Annotated in this window: 15 protein-coding genes and 1 pseudogene; 7 read left to right on the forward strand and 9 right to left on the reverse strand. The window is 59.7% G+C overall.

All coding sequences use genetic code 11. The features are described 5' to 3' along the window. Positions 1-32 precede the first annotated feature (32 nt). Positions 33-410, reverse strand: coding sequence for a histone-like nucleoid-structuring protein MvaT (gene mvaT, locus AC3WP4_RS12110; protein ID WP_007933316.1), 378 nt, complete (start codon positions 408-410; stop codon positions 33-35). Positions 411-747: 337 nt separating this feature from the next. On the opposite strand from mvaT, the gene purU reads away from it, so the two are divergent. Then, on the forward strand, positions 748-1596 hold the full coding sequence (purU, locus tag AC3WP4_RS12115; protein ID WP_074879520.1) for a formyltetrahydrofolate deformylase: 849 nt from the start codon (positions 748-750) through the stop codon (positions 1594-1596). Positions 1597-1658: 62 nt separating this feature from the next. Next, on the forward strand, positions 1659-1835 hold the full coding sequence (locus tag AC3WP4_RS12120; protein WP_162842866.1) for a hypothetical protein: 177 nt from the start codon (positions 1659-1661) through the stop codon (positions 1833-1835). On the opposite strand, the gene gpgF is transcribed toward AC3WP4_RS12120, so the two are convergent. The 5 genes and pseudogenes from gpgF to AC3WP4_RS12145 form a co-directional block, all read right to left on the reverse strand. Next, a complete protein-coding gene (gene gpgF, locus AC3WP4_RS12125; protein WP_074879517.1) occupies positions 1822-2817 on the reverse strand; it encodes a glucosaminyl phosphatidylglycerol flippase in 996 nt (331 codons plus the stop codon). The genes AC3WP4_RS12120 and gpgF overlap by 14 nt on opposite strands. After that, positions 2814-3590: an N-acetylglucosaminyl phosphatidylglycerol deacetylase gene (gene gpgD / locus AC3WP4_RS12130; RefSeq protein ID WP_102615373.1), complete on the reverse strand. Its 777-nt coding sequence runs from the start codon at positions 3588-3590 to the stop codon at positions 2814-2816. The genes gpgF and gpgD overlap by 4 nt, the downstream gene beginning before the upstream one ends. Further along, positions 3583-4704, reverse strand: coding sequence for an N-acetylglucosaminyl phosphatidylglycerol synthase (gene gpgS / locus AC3WP4_RS12135; RefSeq protein WP_102615374.1), 1122 nt, complete (start codon positions 4702-4704; stop codon positions 3583-3585). The genes gpgD and gpgS overlap by 8 nt, the downstream gene beginning before the upstream one ends. A gap of 191 nt (positions 4705-4895) precedes the next feature. Further along, positions 4896-5660 (reverse strand): methyl-accepting chemotaxis protein, encoded by a 765-nt coding sequence (locus AC3WP4_RS12140; protein ID WP_409077343.1) that lies wholly within the window; start codon positions 5658-5660, stop codon positions 4896-4898. Between the two features lie 93 nt (positions 5661-5753). Next, positions 5754-6785 (reverse strand): annotated as a pseudogene (locus AC3WP4_RS12145) (HAMP domain-containing protein); the annotation flags it as partial. 189 nt (positions 6786-6974) lie between these two features. On the opposite strand from AC3WP4_RS12145, the gene AC3WP4_RS12150 reads away from it, so the two are divergent. Then, positions 6975-8462: a helicase HerA-like domain-containing protein gene (locus AC3WP4_RS12150; RefSeq protein WP_102615387.1), complete on the forward strand. Its 1488-nt coding sequence runs from the start codon at positions 6975-6977 to the stop codon at positions 8460-8462. Positions 8463-8587: 125 nt separating this feature from the next. Here AC3WP4_RS12150 and AC3WP4_RS12155 read toward each other — a convergent pair whose 3' ends face one another. Beyond that, positions 8588-9043: a DUF721 domain-containing protein gene (locus AC3WP4_RS12155; RefSeq protein ID WP_008147416.1), complete on the reverse strand. Its 456-nt coding sequence runs from the start codon at positions 9041-9043 to the stop codon at positions 8588-8590. 307 nt (positions 9044-9350) lie between these two features. Here AC3WP4_RS12155 and secA point away from each other — a divergent pair, with 307 nt between their 5' ends. From secA to AC3WP4_RS12175, 4 genes are all read left to right on the forward strand, one after another. Beyond that, entirely contained in the window at positions 9351-12086 is a 2736-nt protein-coding gene (gene secA, locus AC3WP4_RS12160; RefSeq protein WP_074879505.1) for a preprotein translocase subunit SecA, read from the forward strand. Between the two features lie 122 nt (positions 12087-12208). After that, a complete protein-coding gene (gene argJ, locus AC3WP4_RS12165; protein WP_008147411.1) occupies positions 12209-13426 on the forward strand; it encodes a bifunctional glutamate N-acetyltransferase/amino-acid acetyltransferase ArgJ in 1218 nt (405 codons plus the stop codon). A 175-nt stretch (positions 13427-13601) separates the two neighbouring features. Beyond that, on the forward strand, positions 13602-14234 hold the full coding sequence (locus AC3WP4_RS12170; RefSeq protein ID WP_102615376.1) for a glutathione S-transferase family protein: 633 nt from the start codon (positions 13602-13604) through the stop codon (positions 14232-14234). Beyond that, the gene (locus AC3WP4_RS12175) at positions 14231-15181 is read left to right on the forward strand and encodes a Nudix family hydrolase (protein WP_102615377.1); all 951 of its coding nucleotides are present in this window, start codon (positions 14231-14233) and stop codon (positions 15179-15181) included. The genes AC3WP4_RS12170 and AC3WP4_RS12175 overlap by 4 nt, the downstream gene beginning before the upstream one ends. Before the next feature lie 114 nt (positions 15182-15295). On the opposite strand, the gene AC3WP4_RS12180 is transcribed toward AC3WP4_RS12175, so the two are convergent. Together AC3WP4_RS12180 and AC3WP4_RS12185 are read right to left on the reverse strand one after the other, a co-directional pair. Further along, positions 15296-15877, reverse strand: a complete 582-nt coding sequence (locus AC3WP4_RS12180) for a cob(I)yrinic acid a,c-diamide adenosyltransferase (protein ID WP_102615378.1) — start codon at positions 15875-15877, stop codon at positions 15296-15298. Positions 15878-15879: 2 nt separating this feature from the next. After that, the gene (locus AC3WP4_RS12185; protein WP_074879494.1) at positions 15880-17916 is read right to left on the reverse strand and encodes a sensor histidine kinase; all 2037 of its coding nucleotides are present in this window, start codon (positions 17914-17916) and stop codon (positions 15880-15882) included. Positions 17917-17932: the final 16 nt, after the last annotated feature.

Consider the following 17932-nt stretch of genomic DNA (forward strand, 5'->3'; position numbering starts at 1 on the left):
GTCGCGGGTAAGTCCGCGACAAGCGCTACGGCTTAGCCCAGCAGGGTAGCCCAGCCTTCAACCACGTCACCGCCCCACTTGGCTTTCCACTCTTTCAGAGTCTTGTGGTTGCCACCTTTGGTTTCGATGACTTCGCCGTTGTGCGGGTTTTTGTATTGTTTAACTTTGCGAGCACGCTTGGTGCCAGTAGTTTTTACTGCGCCGCCACGTGGTGCTTTGGTTTTGGACTCAGGATCCAACAGGGCAATGATGTCACGCAGAGACTTGGAGTATTCGCCCATCAGGGTGCGCAGTTTGCCTTCGAATTCCAGCTCGGTTTGCAGTTTGTCGTCTTGGGACAGGTTCTTCAAACGGGCTTGCAGCTCTTTGATAGCTTCTTCGGTGGCGCGATATTCGTTGATCAAGGACATGAGGACTACCTTATGTAGGGCGCTGGATGGCAGGTGACAGTGCGGCAATAATAGTCAGGGTGTTTCACCAAGTAAACATTTAACCGGGGTTTTATTTAAATTAGTTACGATGAATAGGCATAAATTGCCGGTGCAGTTAAAAGTGTGATGCAGTCATCACGAATATTCACAATTGTGCACTTGAAGAATGGCAACAGGGACACCATCGCGCGGGTTGCAGGTGCTGCCAGAACCTCTGCCGCTTGCCTTTGTGTCGGGCCACGCGTCATCAATACTGCAGTTTTGTTGCGCAATCGCTAGAATGGCCGCCTTTGCGAAGTTCTGGAGTTTTACCCTCATGCGCACTTTTCGGCTGGTGATTGCTTGCCCGGACCGCGTCGGTATCGTTGCTAAAGTCAGTAACTTTCTGGCGTCACATAACGGCTGGATCACTGAAGCGAGCCATCACTCGGATAATCTCAGTGGCTGGTTCTTCATGCGTCACGAAATTCGTGCCGATTCGCTGCCCTTCGGTATCGATGCCTTTCGCGAGGCGTTTGCACCGATTGCCGAAGAGTTCTCGATGAACTGGCGCATCACGGATACCGAGCAGAAAAAGCGCGTGGTTCTGATGGCCAGTCGCGAGTCTCACTGCCTCGCCGACTTGTTGCACCGCTGGCACAGTGATGAACTGGATTGCGAAATTTCCTGCGTGATTTCCAACCATGACGACTTGCGCAGCATGGTCGAGTGGCACGGGATTCCGTATTACCACGTACCGGTCAATCCGCAGGATAAAGAGCCGGCCTTCGCCGAAGTCTCGCGCCTGGTCAAACAGCACGATGCTGAAGTGGTCGTACTTGCCCGCTACATGCAAATCCTGCCGCCCGAGTTGTGCAGCGAATATGCCCACAAGGTCATCAACATTCACCACAGCTTCCTGCCATCGTTCGTCGGCGCCAAGCCGTATCACCAGGCATCGATGCGTGGTGTGAAGTTGATTGGCGCGACTTGCCACTACGTGACCGAAGAGCTGGATGCCGGTCCGATCATCGAACAGGACGTCGTTCGCGTCAGCCACAGTGACAGCATCGACGATATGGTGCGTTTCGGTCGGGACGTCGAAAAGATGGTACTGGCCCGTGGCCTGCGCTATCACCTGGAAGACCGGGTGCTGGTGCACGGCAACAAAACCGTGGTGTTCTGATAACTTGCTGCTGATCGTTCCCACGCAGAGCATGGGAACGATCTACAGAACGAGAACTGACCATGGCCGATCCACTGGACAAAGCCACATCCAAGGCTCCCGCCACATTGGGCGAGGGGTGTTTGAGCCGTTACGACCCGGATGACATGAACCCTGAAGACGGCACGGAGTTTCCCGGTGCCGCCGAGTTGTGGGAACAGTTGCAGAACGACCCCGACGACAACACTAAGCCTGCTTGAACTTCATCAACTTCTTCAGCAACGGCCGCCCGAGCATCAGCAAAAACACCGGGCCGCCCACCAGCAAATAGAAGTAATAAGTCACCGCCCGCCAGATCAGGATCGCCGCCGCCGCGGTGGATTTTCCTACCATTGGCGCCAGCAGCGCCGCCGACGTCAGTTCCGCCGCTCCGGCACCGCCCGGCAACAGGCTGAACTGCCCCGCGCTCAGCGAAAGCATCTGGATCAGAAAGCTCCAGGCCCACTGCAAATCCGCCCCAAGCCCACGCAACGCCAGATACAGCACGCTATAGCGCAAGCCCCAATGCAGGCACGTCAGGGCAAACACCGTAATTAATGTCTGAAAAGGCAGCTTCAAGGTGTCCGTGAACGCCGCGAGGAAATGCAGGAGTTTTCGCGCCCAGCGCACACGGGTGGTGGTTTTGACATTCAGGCGAGCGAGCAATCGACCACTCAAACGAATCAGCACGCGATGGTAGCGGGCGACCACCACGCAACTGAACAACCCGCCGAACATCGAAATGGCGCTGACGGTCAGCAGCCATTCCATGCGTTGGCTGAGGTGCTGGAACAACGCGTAAATCAGGATCCCGCTCAGCGCGCAGAGAAAAAACAGCAAATCGCTCAGTTGATCCATGGCAAACACAGCGCTGCCCCTGGCCGGACGCACGCCATTGCGCGCGAGCAGCGCCATGATGGTCAGCGGCCCGCCGCTGCCGCCCGGTGTGGCGCAGTAAGCGAACTCGGCGGCCATCACTACCCCGAGGCTTTTCAGCGGGCTCACCTTGTCGCGCTGATCGCCTAGCAACAGGCGCAAGCGCATCGTGTTCAGCACCCAACACAGCAGGATCATGCCGAACATGATCAGTAACCAGGTCAGCGGAAAGCTTCGCAGCCGATACCAGGTTTCGTTACCGCCCAGCAGCGATGGAATCAGCACCGCAGCGAGCAGTGCGACGAGCAGCAGAATCCCGCGACTCATGCGGCGCGCCCCATACGCTCGCGTTGCAGCGCCAGCCAGCGTGACTTGGTCAACGGCACACGCCCCTCGTCGAGCAAGCGCTTGAGGGTTTTCAGCCAGTAAGTGCGCGAGAACTCATGACGCATATCCACCGGGTGCAGGCCAAGACGAATCACCGGCGCTTGCTGCCAGCGTTGTTCGCGTTGATCGCTGACGAACTTCGACAGCCCTCGGCGCCAGGCACTGCGGGCGCTCCAGACCAGCCCCGGCGCGTCGAACGCGGTGAAATCCGGCAGGCGATAGAGATGCTGCGAGTCGCTGGTGTAACTCAGGGGTAACTGGCGCAAAGCCTGGCGCGTCCCTTCGCTCATCAACCAGGCCGGGGCGACGAAGCCTTCCAGCGGCCAGTGATAACGGTGGAACACTTCGATACCGGCGTGCAGGCGGGCGAGGGCGGTTTCTTGAGACAGGCTGTAAAACTCGCCTTCGTGGGTATAGATCCGGCGCATGAACCAGTCTCTTGGTGTAATGGGAGTAGGCGCGTCATCGCAATGAAAGTAACCGTGCAAGGCCAGTTCGTCACCTCGGGTGAGACGGCGGGTGAGCACACGTCGAAATCCCGGGTGCTCCTGCAGATCGTTGTGCTTGTGGAAATTGGGCACCACCAGCCAGGTCATCGGCACTTCGCCCAAGGCGTCGACGGCCTCGACAAAGGGTTGATAGTCGCCCCAGGTTTGCGGCGCGACGTCGTGCAGGACGAGTAACAGGTTGGGCGGGTTCATGGGGTCAGCCATTGGCCGTCAGCGGCCAGTGGCTACCGAGCACGGCGTGATAGTGGCCCAGCAGGCTGGTGACCACCGTGTCCCAGGAGTAATGCCGTTCGACATGGCTGCGGGCTTGTTTGCCCAAAACCACGCTGCCCGAACTGAACAGCTCGCGGACCGTGTTGGCCATCGCCAATGGATTGTTCGGCGGGCAGAGCCGGCCGCATTGATCGGTGATGATTTCCTGAAAGGCCCCGGCCGCCACGGCCACCACCGGAATGCCACTGGCCATGGCTTCTAGAACCACCAGGCCGAATGTTTCCTGATCGCCGGCATGCAACAGCGCATCGGCACTGGCCATCAACCGCGCCACTTGTGCGGCCGGACAGAACTTGTCGACCACGGTGACGTTGTCGGGCACTGCGGCCGGCATCGACGAACCCACCAACAGCAGGTGATAGCGTCGGCCCAGGCGTTTCATGCACTCGAGCAGCACCGGCAGGTTTTTTTCCTTGGAGCCGCGCCCGGCGAAAATCAGTAAATGAGTGTTCTCATCAATGCCCAGTTTGGCCCGCAGACCCGGGTCTCGTGCAGCGGGATTGAAGGTTTGCAGGTCGACGCCCAGCGGTTGCACGAAAACGTTCTTCACCCCTAGCCCGACCAGTTTGTCGGCCATGACCTGACTGGGTGCCAGAACCCGATCGAAATTGCCATAGAGCTTGCTGACATAGGCTTCAACGTTGGTGGTGACCCAATTGCCCATGCGATTGCTGACCAGCATCGGCAGGTCCGAATGGTAAAAGCCGATCACCGGGACATCCAGTTGCCGCCGGGCGTCAAGGGCCGCCCAGGCGGTGAGGTAGGGATCGCCGACCTCGATCAGGTCGGGCTGTAAATCCTGCAGAACATTGCGCCATGGCGCGAGACGGAGGGGGAAACGATAACCTTTGCCGAAGGGCAGTGCAGGGGCCGGAACCGTATAAATGCCATCCTGTTCGCTCAAGTGAGCCCCAGGAATCAACAGACTGTGGCGAATGCCTGGCTTGATGCTCAGGCGACGGTGTTTTGCATCCAGATAAGTGCGCACGCCACCGCTGGCAGGGGCGTAGAACATGGTTATGTCAGCGATATGCACGATGAACATCCCTCCGGTCCGTTGTTCTCCCTTGGTTGACCTTTATGAAGGATAGATGTTCGGTTGGGGTTTTGTGGCGGGACGTCAGTGAGGGTTTTGCGGTGTGTTACAGACCGCTATCGCGAGCAGGCTCACTCCCACAGGGTCTGGCGCTGTACCTGTGGGAGCGAGCCTGCTCGCGAGGGGGCCCTGATCAGACACTAAATACGGAAACTGCCTACCAATTGTTTAAGCCGCGCCGCCTGCTGCTCAAGATCCGCGCACGCCCGCAACGTCGACTGCAGGTTTTCTACCCCTTCCTGATTCAGTGTGTTGATCTCGGTAATGTCCACATTGATCGACTCCACCACGGCAGTCTGCTCTTCGGTCGCCGTCGCCACCGACTGGTTCATCCCGTCAATTTCGCCGATACGCAAGGTCACGCTGTTCAACCGTTCGCCGGCCAGGTTGGCGATTTCGACGCTGTCCTGGCTGTGGCGCTGGCTGTCGCTCATGGTGCTGACGGATTCGCGGGCGCCGACTTGCAGCTCCTCGATCATGGTCTGCACCTGTTGCGCCGATTCCTGAGTGCGGTGCGCCAGGTTGCGCACTTCATCGGCCACCACGGCAAAACCACGTCCGGCTTCACCGGCGCGCGCCGCTTCAATAGCCGCGTTCAGCGCCAGCAGGTTGGTTTGCTGGGAGATGCTGGTGATCACTTCGAGAATCTGCCCGATGTTCACGGTTTTGCTGTTCAGCGATTCGATGTTGGTGCTCGAGGCGCTGAGCATGCTGGACAGCTGATTCATCGCGACAATGCTGCGATCCACCACTTGCTGGCCATCTTCGGCCAGGCTGCGGGCATCGCTGGCCTGACTCGATGCTTGTGCTGCGTTACGGGCGATTTCCTGAGCGGCGGCACCGAGCTGGTTGATCGCCGCGGCCACGCTGCTGGTGCGCGAAGCCTGTTGGTCGGAGTTGAACATCGACGAGTTCGAGGCGGCCACTACACGCAGCGCCACTTCGTTGACTTGCCCGGTGGCCGACGACACTTCGCGGATCGAACTGTGAATGCGTTCCACGAAGCGGTTGAACGCGGTGCCGAGGACACCGAATTCGTCGTTGTTCACGATGGTCAGGCGTTTGGTCAGGTCGCCTTCGCCGTCGGCAATGTCCGCCATGGCGCGGGTCATCACGTGCAGCGGCTGAATCAGGATGCGGATCAGCATGCCCAGCAGCGCGATGATGATGGCCACGGCAATGACCGTCGCAACGACCGCCGAGGCGCGAAACTCGCTGAGCATCGAGAAGGCTTTGTCCTTGTCCACCGACAGACCGATGTACCAGTTGACTGAGGACAGCCCTTTGATCGGGGTAAAAGTCACGATCCGAGTCTTGCCGTCGACGTCGACTTCACTGAAGTCGCTGCTGATGCGCGGGGTGTTTTTCGGGTACGCCTCGCTCAGGGACTTCATCACCAGCGCTTTGTCCGGGTGGACCAGGATTTTTCCGTCGGCGCTGACCAGAAAGGCATAGCCCATGCCGTCGAAGTCCAGTGCGTTGAGGCTGTCGGTGATCACCTGCAAACTCAAGTCCCCCCCCACCACGCCGATGTTTTGTCCGTCCTTGAGTACGCTGTCAACGATGGAGATCACCAGCTGGCCAGAGGCGAGGTCGATGTAGGGCTCGGTCAGGGCAGAACCGCTGGTGCTTTGCGCGCTCTTGTACCAAGGGCGAGCACGAGGGTCATAACCGTCGGGCATCTTGCTGTCCGGGCGGATGATGAAAGTGCCATCTTTATTGCCCAGGTAGGCGCCCATAAAGGTCGACGACACGGCCTTCTGTTCCAGCAGGTTGGAGACATTGGCTGTATTTGCGTTCAAGGCTACGGTTTGCGACAGGTTTTCGATCAGCAGACTGCGACCGGCCAGCCAGGTTTGAATGTTTTTTGCAGTGACGCTGCCCATTTCCTGCAAGTAGTTGTCCAGATCGCGGCGTATCGCATTGCGCTGCAAATAGTCGTTGTACAGCGTGAACGAGGCGAAGGCGGCAATGACGATGAGGGCGGCGGCCAGCAGGATTTTATGGCTGAAGCGCAGATTTTTGTTCATGGCTCGGGGTGTCCGCTAAGGTCTTATTGTTCGGGGCGCGTTGCTGCTAATGCGCGCAAAATGAGTGCGCAATGGAGCGAGTCGGTAATTCCTGCTCTCCGTAGGGGAATCTCGGACCTTGCTTTCAATTGGGTCTCTCGCTTATTTCTATCGGCCGCGAAGGATCAAAGATTAACCATGGGTGACAAAATGCCTGACTCATTACAACTCGTTATCGGTGCCGACCTTGCCGGGGAGCCGATTGCCCAGGCCATGCGACTGGCGAACCGTCATGGCTTGATCGCGGGCGCTACCGGGACGGGCAAAACGGTCACCTTGCAACGGATGGCCGAAGCATTCAGCGATGCCGGCGTGGCGGTGTTCGCCGCCGATATCAAGGGCGACCTGTGTGGCCTGGGCGCCGCCGGCAACCCTCAAGGTAAAATCGCCGAGCGGATCGCCGGGATGCCCTGGCTGAACCACACGCCACAAGCGTATCCGGTGACCCTGTGGGACATTCACGGTCAGTCCGGTCATCCATTGCGCACAACCTTGAGCGAAATGGGGCCGTTATTGATTGGCAGCCTGCTGGAGCTGACCGACAGTCAACAGTCGGCGCTGTACGCCGCGTTCAAGGTGGCGGACCGTGAAGGGCTGTTGTTGCTGGACCTCAAGGACCTGAAAGCGCTGCTCAATCACCTGCGTGACAACCCGGAATTACTGGGTGACGACGCCGCGCTGATGACCACCGGTTCCAGCCAGGCGCTGTTGCGGCGCCTGGCGACCCTGGAACAGCAGGGCGCCGAAGCGCTGTTCGGTGAGCCAGGGCTGCAACTCGAAGACATCCTGCAGCCGACCGCCGAGGGGCGCGGGCGCATTCACCTGCTCGATGCCAGCCGTCTGGTGCATGAAGCGCCGAAGGTCTACGCGACGTTCCTGTTATGGCTGCTGGCCGAATTGTTCGAGCAATTGCCAGAACGCGGCGATTCGGACAAACCGCTGCTGGCACTGTTTTTCGACGAAGCACATTTGTTGTTCGCCGGTACGCCAAAGGCCTTGCAGGATCGTCTTGAGCAGGTGGTGCGGCTGATACGCTCGAAAGGCGTGGGCGTGTATTTCGTCACGCAATCGCCGGGCGACTTGCCGGATGAGGTGCTGGCCCAGCTCGGTTTGCGCGTTCAGCATGGCCTGCGCGCGTTCACCGCCAAGGAACAGAAATCCTTGCGCGCGGTGGCCGAAGGCTTCCGGCCGAACCCGGCGTTCGATGCCTTGTCGGTGCTGACCGAGCTTGGGATTGGCGAGGCGCTGGTCGGCACGTTGCAGGACAAGGGCACGCCGGAGATGGTTCAGCGGGTGTTGGTGGCACCGCCGCAATCGCGGATCGGGCCACTGAGCGAGGCTGAACGCACGGTGCTGATCGCCGGTTCGCCGTTTAAGGGGCGGTATGACAAACCCATCGATCGTGAATCGGCTTATGAAGTGTTGATGGGGCGCAAAGGGTTGGCGCCAGAACCTGACGCTGTTCCGGGCAAACCGGCAGCCGAAGAGCCAAGCTTCACCGACAAGGCCGGGGAATTCCTCGGCACCGCGGCGGGGCAGGCACTGAAATCAGCGATGCGCCAGGCGGCCAATCAATTGGGCCGACAGTTGGTGCGCGGTCTGATGGGCTCGTTGCTCGGCGGCAGCAAACGCCGCTGATTCATTGATCGTTCCCACGCTCTGCGTGGGAATGCAGCCAGGGACGCTCCGCGTCCCAAAGCGTGACGCAGAGCGTCACAAGAGGCATTCCCACGCAGAGCGTGGGAACGATCGGTAAGAAGGAGTCAGGTCTTGGGTTTGGCGTGCGCCGCCAGCCGTTCCAGCGCCGCCCGCAGATTCGGATCGCTGATCCCGTCGGCCGTGGCCTGAATGGTCGCGCCTGCATCGGTCGACAAACTGATGGTATGACCAGCCGCCCCTTGCTGAACGGTCGGTGGCTGAACCTTGAACAGAATCCGCGTCAAACTGGCGAATTCGTCGAACATCTGTAATTGCCGTTGCAGACGCTTTTGCTGATAACGCAGGCGGGTCGCCCAATGCCCGTCGGTCACGATCAGCAGCAAACTGCCCTCGCGCCACGACGCCACATGGCAATGCTCGCGGGCGGCGGGCTGCAATTGGCTTTCCAGCAGACGTTGTAAATGACCCAGGCGTTGAGCGTGGCCGAAGATGGCTTTCAGCGGTTTGGCTTCGCGAAGCAGGACGGCGGGTGCTCTGGCCGTAAGAGGGCGAAATGCCATGATCAGACACCTGAAGTAACAGAGCCGCCATGGTAGCAGAAAGCATCGGATGCACCCGAGCCATTGCTTTGCGAGCGCTTTACCCATTAAATCAACAAGTAACTTCTGTCGTGAATGGCTTGAAGTTGAGCAAAAAGCCCTTATTTTAAGTGAGCCCCGTCACAACGCTGTGCCGGCATCGTGGAACAACGCCACTTTCCTCACCACCGTTTCCGGGTAGAATGCTCGTTCGCATGCGGCCATGAGGGCTGCTCGGGCGACTCACGGGGCCGCCCTCCATCCCTTTAGTGTGGAAGATCCTGCCGATATGTTTGCGCCTTTGTTAAAGAAACTTTTTGGAAGCAAGAACGAGCGTGAAGTCAAACGCATGCTCAAGACGGTGCAACTCGTCAATGCCTTCGAAGAGCAAATGGTGGCCCTTTCGGACGATCAATTGCGTGCCAAGACAGATGAGTTCAAGGCCCGCATCGCCAAAGGGGAAACCCTCGACAAGCTGCTGCCAGAAGCCTTTGCGGTCGCCCGCGAAGCCGGTAAGCGCGTCATGGGTATGCGTCACTTCGATGTCCAGCTGATCGGCGGCATGACCTTGCATGAAGGCCAGATCGCGGAAATGCGCACTGGTGAAGGCAAGACCCTGGTGGCAACACTGGGCGTTTACCTCAACGCGCTGTCCGGCAAGGGCGTGCACGTTGTGACGGTGAACGACTACCTGGCCCGTCGTGACGCCAACTGGATGCGTCCGCTCTACGAATTCCTCGGCATGACGGTCGGCGTGGTCACACCATTCCAGCCGCCGGAAGAAAAGCGCGCTGCTTACGCCGCCGACATTACCTACGGCACCAACAACGAATTCGGTTTCGACTACCTGCGCGACAACATGGCGTTCAGCATGGAAGAAAAATTCCAGCGCGAACTCAATTTTGCCGTGATCGACGAAGTCGACTCCATCCTCATCGACGAAGCCCGTACTCCGCTGATCATTTCCGGTCAGGCCGAGGACAGCTCCAAGCTGTACATCGAGATCAACAAACTGATCCCGCAGCTTGAGTTGCACGTCGAGGAAGTTGAAGGCGAAGTCACCAAGGCCGGCCACTACACCGTCGACGAGAAGACCCGTCAGGTCGAGCTCAACGAAGCCGGTCACCAGTTCATCGAAGACATGCTGACCCGCGTTGGCCTGCTGGCTGAAGGCGAGAGCCTGTACTCGGCGCACAACCTCGGCCTGCTGACTCACGTCTATGCCGGTCTGCGTGCGCACAAACTGTTCAATCGCAACGTCGAATACATCGTGCAGGACGGTCAAGTCGTACTCGTCGACGAACACACCGGTCGTACCATGCCGGGTCGCCGTCTGTCCGAAGGCCTGCACCAGGCCATCGAAGCGAAGGAAGGACTGAACATTCAGGCCGAAAGCCAGACGCTGGCTTCGACCACGTTCCAGAACTACTTCCGTCTGTACAACAAGCTGTCCGGCATGACCGGTACCGCTGACACCGAAGCGTTCGAATTCCACCAGATCTACGGTCTGTCGGTGATGGTTATCCCGCCGAACAAACCGCTGGCGCGTAAAGACTACAACGACCTGGTGTTCCTGACCGCCGAAGAGAAATACGCGGCGATCATCAACGACATCAAGGAATGCATGACCCAGGGCCGTCCGGTGCTGGTGGGTACTGCAACCATCGAAACTTCCGAGCACATGTCTGCGTTGCTGCAGAAGGAAGGCATCGAACACAAGGTTCTGAACGCCAAGTTCCACGAAAAAGAAGCCGAGATCATTGCCCAGGCCGGTCGCCCAGGCGCACTGACCATCGCCACCAACATGGCCGGTCGTGGTACCGACATCCTGTTGGGCGGTAACTGGGAAGTGGAAGTGGCAAGCCTGGAAAACCCGACCCCTGAGCAGATTGCCCAGATCAAGGCCGACTGGCAGAAACGTCACCAGCAAGTGCTCGAGTCCGGCGGTTTGCAGGTGATTGCTTCCGAGCGTCACGAATCGCGCCGTATCGACAACCAGTTGCGTGGTCGTGCCGGTCGTCAGGGTGACGCCGGTTCCAGCCGTTTCTACCTGTCGCTGGAAGACAGCCTGATGCGCATCTTCGCCTCTGATCGGGTGAAGAACTTCATGAAGGCCCTGGGCATGCAGCCTGGCGAGGCGATCGAGCACCGCATGGTGACCAACGCCATCGAGAAGGCTCAGCGCAAGGTTGAAGGCCGCAACTTCGACATTCGCAAGCAACTGCTTGAGTTCGACGACGTCAACAACGAACAACGTAAAGTGATCTATCACATGCGTAACAGTTTGTTGGCCGCCGACAACATCGGTGAAACCATCGCCGACTTCCGTCAGGACGTGCTCAACGCCACTATCAGCGCACACATTCCACCACAATCGCTGCCTGAGCAGTGGGACGTGGCCGGTCTGGAAGCGGCGTTGCAGAGCGACTTCGGCGTGGCGCTGCCGATCCAGAAATGGCTCGACGAAGACGATCACCTGTACGAAGAAACCCTGCGCGAGAAGCTCATGACCGAGCTGATCGCCGCGTACAACGAGAAAGAAGACCAGGCCGGTGCCGAGGCACTGCGCACCTTCGAGAAGCAAATCGTTCTGCGCGTACTGGACGACCTGTGGAAAGACCACCTGTCGACCATGGATCACCTGCGTCACGGCATCCACTTGCGTGGTTATGCACAGAAGAACCCGAAGCAAGAGTACAAGCGCGAGTCCTTCACGCTGTTCTCCGAGCTGCTGGATTCGATCAAGCGCGACTCGATCCGTGTGCTGTCTCACGTTCAGGTTCGCCGCGAAGATCCGATCGAAGAAGAACAACGCCTGCGCCAGGAAGCCGAAGCGCTGGCTGCGCGCATGCAGTTCCAGCACGACGAAGCACCGGGGCTTGAGCAACCGGAGCTGCTGGGTGAAGAGGTCGATGTCGCCCTTGCCACCGCGCCGGTACGCAATGAACAGAAGCTGGGCCGTAACGAACTTTGCTACTGCGGCTCGGGCAAGAAGTTCAAGCATTGCCACGGGCAGATCCAGTAAAACCCGTTTCATACGCTGAAATACCCGCGCCGCGACCGGCTTATGCCGTCGCGGCGTTTTGCCATTTAAACCACCGTTCTTCCTGAAAGCGGTGCTGACATCATTTATTAAGGAGCGCATTCATGGCTGTTGGTCTTGGTCCGTTGCCAACGTTGCACCCGGTTGCCGGTTTTGAACTCGGTATCGCCTCGGCTGGCATCAAGCGCCCGGGGCGCAAGGATGTTGTGGTGATGCGCTGTGCCGAAGGCTCCACGGTCGCTGGCGTGTTCACCCTGAACGCCTTTTGCGCCGCTCCCGTGATCCTCGCCAAGCAGCGTGTGCAAGGTCCGGTGCGTTACCTGTTGACCAATACCGGCAATGCCAACGCCGGCACTGGCGAACCAGGCCTTGCCGCTGCCGAGCGCACCTGCGCCAAACTGGCTGAGCTGACCGGCGTCGACGCCAGCCTGGTGCTGCCGTACTCCACCGGTGTGATCGGCGAGCCGTTGCCGGTCGAGAAAATCGAAGGGGCCCTGCAAGCCGCCCTCGACGACCTGTCGGTCAATAACTGGGAAGCTGCCGCCACCGGCATCATGACCACCGACACCTTGCCAAAAGGTGCGAGCCGCCAGTTCCAGCATGACGGCGTGACCATCACCGTCACCGGTATCAGCAAAGGCGCGGGCATGATCCGCCCGAACATGGCGACCATGCTCGGTTACATCGCCACCGACGCCAAAGTCTCCCGCGACGTGCTGCAAAACCTGCTGCTGGACGGTGCCAACAAGTCGTTCAACCGCATCACCATCGACGGTGACACGTCGACCAACGACTGCTGCATGCTGATCGCCACCGGTCAGGCAGCACTGCCGGAAATCACTGAGGCCAGCGGTGATCTGTTCGCCAAGCTGAAACAGGCTGTGTTTGAAGTGTGCATGGACGTGGCCCAGGCCATCGTTCGCGACGGCGAAGGCGCGACCAAGTTTGTCACCGTTGAAGTCAACGGAGGCGGCAATCATCAGGAATGCCTGGACGTCGGTTACACCGTGGCTCACTCGCCGCTGATCAAGACCGCACTGTTTGCCTCCGATCCGAACTGGGGCCGCATTCTGGCCGCCGTGGGTCGTGCCGGCGTACCGAACCTGGATGTGAGCAAGATCGACGTGTTCCTCGGTGAAGTGTGTATCGCCAGCCGTGGCGCTCGCGCATCGACCTACACCGAAGCCCAGGGCGCGGCCGTGATGCAGCAGGAAGAAATCACCATCCGTATCGAGCTGGGTCGCGGTGATTGCAGCGAAACCATCTGGACCACCGACCTGTCCCACGAATACGTGAAAATCAACGCCGAGTACCGCACCTAACCAACCGTTAGACCGAGTCGCTGCATTCGCGAGCAGGCTCGCTCCCACAGGGGATCTTCAGTGGACACAGGTTTTGTGCACAGCAGGATCAAATGTGGGAGCGAGCCTGCTCGCGAAAGCGGTCTGTCAGTCACTGCATAGACTGGCTTGTTCCCTCCACCAAAAGGTCCCGAACATGAGCTTGCACCTGATCATCGGCGACAAACTGCATTCCTCCTGGTCCCTGCGCGGCGCATTGGCCCTCGACCTGGCCGGCGCCCCCTACACCGAAGAACTGATCAAGCTGAACCAGCCGGATACGCGTGAGCGTCTGCTCAAGCACTCGCCGACTGCAAAAGTCCCATTGCTGAAAACCGAACACGGCACCATCGCCGACTCCCTGGCGATTGCCGAGTATCTGGCAGAGCAGTTCCCCGACGCCGGCCTCTGGCCCAAAGACACCGCCGCCCGCGCCCAGGCGCGATCGGCCTGCGCGCAGATGCACAGCGGTTTCTTCGCCATGCGCGGCAACATGCCATTCGACTTGAGTCACGACGCTGCGCTGTCGCCGGTACCGGCTGACGTCCAGGCTGACATCGAGCGCATGTTGGCGTTGTGGGCCGAGTGCCGGGCAGCCGCCACCGAAACCGGTCCGTTCCTGTTTGGCGGCGCGACCCTGGCGGATGCCTTCTTCGCACCGATCGCCGTACGCCTGCGCACCTATCAGGTGAGGCTGCCCGCAGCGGACGCGGCCTACGTCGAAACCATCTACCAATGGCCAGCCTTCAAGGCTTGGCAGAAGGCAGGTCTGGAGGAGGTCGGGCAGTGAAGCGAGTACACGTAGCCGCCGCTGTCATTCGCGATGGCAGTGGCAAGATCCTCATTGCCCGCCGCGCCGACACCCAGCATCAGGGCGGATTGTGGGAATTTCCCGGTGGCAAGGTCGAGGCCGACGAATCCGTTGAAACCGCCCTGGCTCGCGAGCTGCATGAAGAGTTGGGCATCGGGGTCAGCGCGGCTCGCCCGCTGATCAAGGTCCGGCACGATTACCCGGACAAGCAAGTGTTGCTGGACGTTTGGGAAGTGTCGGCTTTTACCGGCGAACCGCACGGCGCCGAAGGCCAACCGTTGGAATGGGTCGCGCCTCGGGATCTGCTGAGCTACGAGTTCCCGGCCGCCAACCAGCCGATTGTCGCGGCTGCACGGTTACCCGCGCAGTATTTGATTACCCCGGACGACCTGGAAACCCCAGCCTTGCTGCGCGGAATTCAAAAAGCCATTGCCGGCGGCATCAAGCTGATCCAGTTGCGGGCACCCAACGGCTACGATCCGAAGTACCGTGATCTGGCGGTGGACGCGGCGGGGCTGTGTGCGGGCAAGGCGCAGTTGATGATCAAGGGGCCGTTCGAGTGGCTGGGAGATTTCCCGTCGGCCGGTTGGCACATCACCTCCGCGCAGCTGCGCAAATATGCGGCGGCTGGCCGCCCGTTACCGGCGTCGCGCTGGTTGGCGGCGTCCTGCCATAACGCTGAAGAACTGGCGTTGGCCGAGGAGATGGGGGTGGATTTTGTGACCCTGTCACCGGTGCAGCCGACCCTGACTCATCCGGGGGCTCAGCCGCTGGGTTGGGAGCAGGCTCGCGCGTTGATCGAAGGTTTCAGCAAACCGGTGTTCTTGCTCGGTGGTGTTGGCCCGGCGGATCTTCAGAAAGCCTGGGAAGCGGGCGCACAAGGTGCGGCGGGGATCCGGGCGTTTTGGCCTGATTCTTTGGTGTAGCGGGTGGCCTCTTCGCGAGCAGGCTCGCTCCTACAGTGGATCGCATTTCTTCAGGAAGAACTCGGTCAACTGTGGGAGTGAGCCTGCTCGCGATGGCGTGCTGACAGGCGCCGGTTAATCCTGAGGTTTCGCCGCAGGCTGCCACAAAATCTCGGCAATCCCCTGCCGCTTGGCAATCAACCGTGCCACCACAAACAACAAGTCCGACAATCGATTGATATACGCCAACCCAACCCCGGCCAACGGTTCGACTGCATTCAAATGCTGACACCGCCGCTCGGCACTGCGCGCCAGGCATCTGCACACATGAGCCTGGGCAATCAGCGCCGAGCCACCCGGCAAAATGAAATTCTCCAGCGGTCCCAGCTCTTCATTCCACACATCGATCGCGGCTTCCAGCCGTTCGACTTCTGCCGTGTTCAGTGCCTGATACACCGGCATCGCCAACTCACCGCCCAAGTCGAACAACCGATGCTGGCAAGGCGCCAAAACCTCGATGACTTCGTTCAAGCCCGGATATTCGCCACTTTCCGCCGCCAACCCGGCCAATAGCACACCCACCTGACTGTTCAGCGTATCGACCTCGCCAATGGCTTCGATCCGCGGATGGTCCTTGGGCACCCGGCGGCCATCGCCGAGCCCGGTTTCGCCTTTGTCGCCAGTGCGGGTGTAAATCTTCGACAAACGAAAACCCATGGTTACCTCGACAGCTGATTGAGTTCTTGAGAGACCACCGGCGTGCCCGACAACGGCAGGCGCAAGGTGAAACAGGTGCCTTGGCCCGGCGTCGATTGCACTTCCATCTGGCCTTTGTGGTTGTTGGTGATGATGAAATACGAGACCGACAGGCCAAGGCCTGTGCCCTGACCGATTTCCTTGGTGGTGAAGAACGGTTCGAAAGTGCGTTTGCGCACGCTCTCGCTCATGCCGATGCCGTTGTCCTCCACCTGGATTTCCGCCCAGGGTGGATTCAGTTTGGTGCGCAGAATGATCCGTCCCGGCTCGCGGTCGTCTTCACGCTGGTGAATCGCCTGAGCGGCGTTTTTCAACAGATTGAGCAGTACTTGCTCCAATTCGTTGGCGGTCCCGGGTACCGGGCCCAACGCTGGATCGAACTGACGAATGATCGCCTGGCCCTTGAAGTCGAAACCGATCGCCAGGTCGAAGTCGTTGCTGGCGATTTCCACTGCCTGATCGATCAACGCCGGCAGGTCGCAGGGGGCCATTTGCCGGGTACTGCGACGGCTGAAACTGAGCATGTGCGTGACAATCTTTGCCGCCCGGGCGCCCGCCTGTTGAATGCCGTCGAGCAACTGCGGCACTTCCCGCGCTTGCAGGTATTTGTTGACCGTTTCCAGCGTGACCCCGATTTGCTCGGCTTGCTCGAGATTCTTCGGCAGCTCAGGCGAAAGGCGTCGGCGAATGTTTTGCACGTTGTGCAGGATCGCGCCTAACGGGTTGTTGATCTCATGAGCCATGCCCGCGGCGAGGCCGCCGACCGAGAGCATTTTTTCCGACTGCACCATCATTTCTTCCAGCGACAGACGTTGAGTGATGTCGTCGATCCGGATCACCACACCGCGCCCGGCGCCACCCATCAGCGGGTAGAACGTCAGGGCGTAATGCCTGGGTTCTTCGTCCTTGAACCAGGTGACACGTTCGATCTTGGCCACCGTATGCTGCTCGACGGTTTGCTTGAGTTGCGGCAGAAATGGCTTGAGTGGTTCGAAGGCCAGGAAGATCGGCTGGTTCAAGGCCTCGTCGAGGCGCGTGCCGGAGAGGGCGCTGGCCTCCTGATTCCACTGCGTCACATAGAGCTGTTCATCAAGGGCAATCAGCGCCGAGGGCATGGAGTCGATGATGCTGTTGAGGTAGTTCTGGAAACCGGTGAGCTTCTTCTCGATCTTGCTGCGCACCTGAACTTCGAGTTCCAGCTTGCGATTGGTATGACGGGTTTCTTCGGCCAGGCCCTGAGCCTGATCATAGGCCGCCTGGGAATCGTCCCGGGCGCGCTTGAGTTGCTGCTCCCGGGCTTCGATCCGCGAGAGCATGGTGTTGAACGCTTCGGCGAGGCTGCCGATTTCATCATGGTTGCCGCGGGAGGCGCGCAGGGCGTAGTTCTCTTCCCGGGTTACTTGCCGGGACAACTCTTCGAGTTGGTGAATCGGCTGGGTGATCAGGCGCTTGATTTGTCGGGCAATCACCAGCCACAACAGCACACTGAAGATCAGAATCCCGAGACTCGCGGTCAGGGTCCCGGTGTAGAACGCCATCGGCAGTTCGCTGCTGGCGACCAGTAACAGGTGGCCAGGCGCGGTGCCAGGGCGGGGCAGGGTGATGATTTGATTGCTGCGAAACTCCGTGGCTTGCCAGGCTTCAATGTGCCGAAAACGCGTTGGCAGGTTCAGCTTCTCGCCATGCTGCAACTGCGCCAGGCGCTCGCCCTTGCCGTCGTAAAGAGCCGCCGCGCGCAGCGGTGAATAGCTGTTGAGTTCATTGAGCAGGCGTTCGGCGCTTTGCGGTGACTGCAAGGCTTCGGACACCAGGCTGGGGTTGGACACCAGGCGGCCGATGGTCTGCAAGGCCTGAGGTGCCATGCTTTCCTGGGAGATGTAGTACGCAGCGCTGATAAAGGTCAGGTTGGCGACCAGCAGGACGGTGGTCAACAGCACCAGCAGGGCGGCCAGCAATTTCTGGCCGACCGGAAGGTTTTCAAGGCGCTGGCGCAATGGCATCTGGTTCATCGCTGAA

The organism is Pseudomonas sp. FW305-20 (assembly GCF_058788075.1).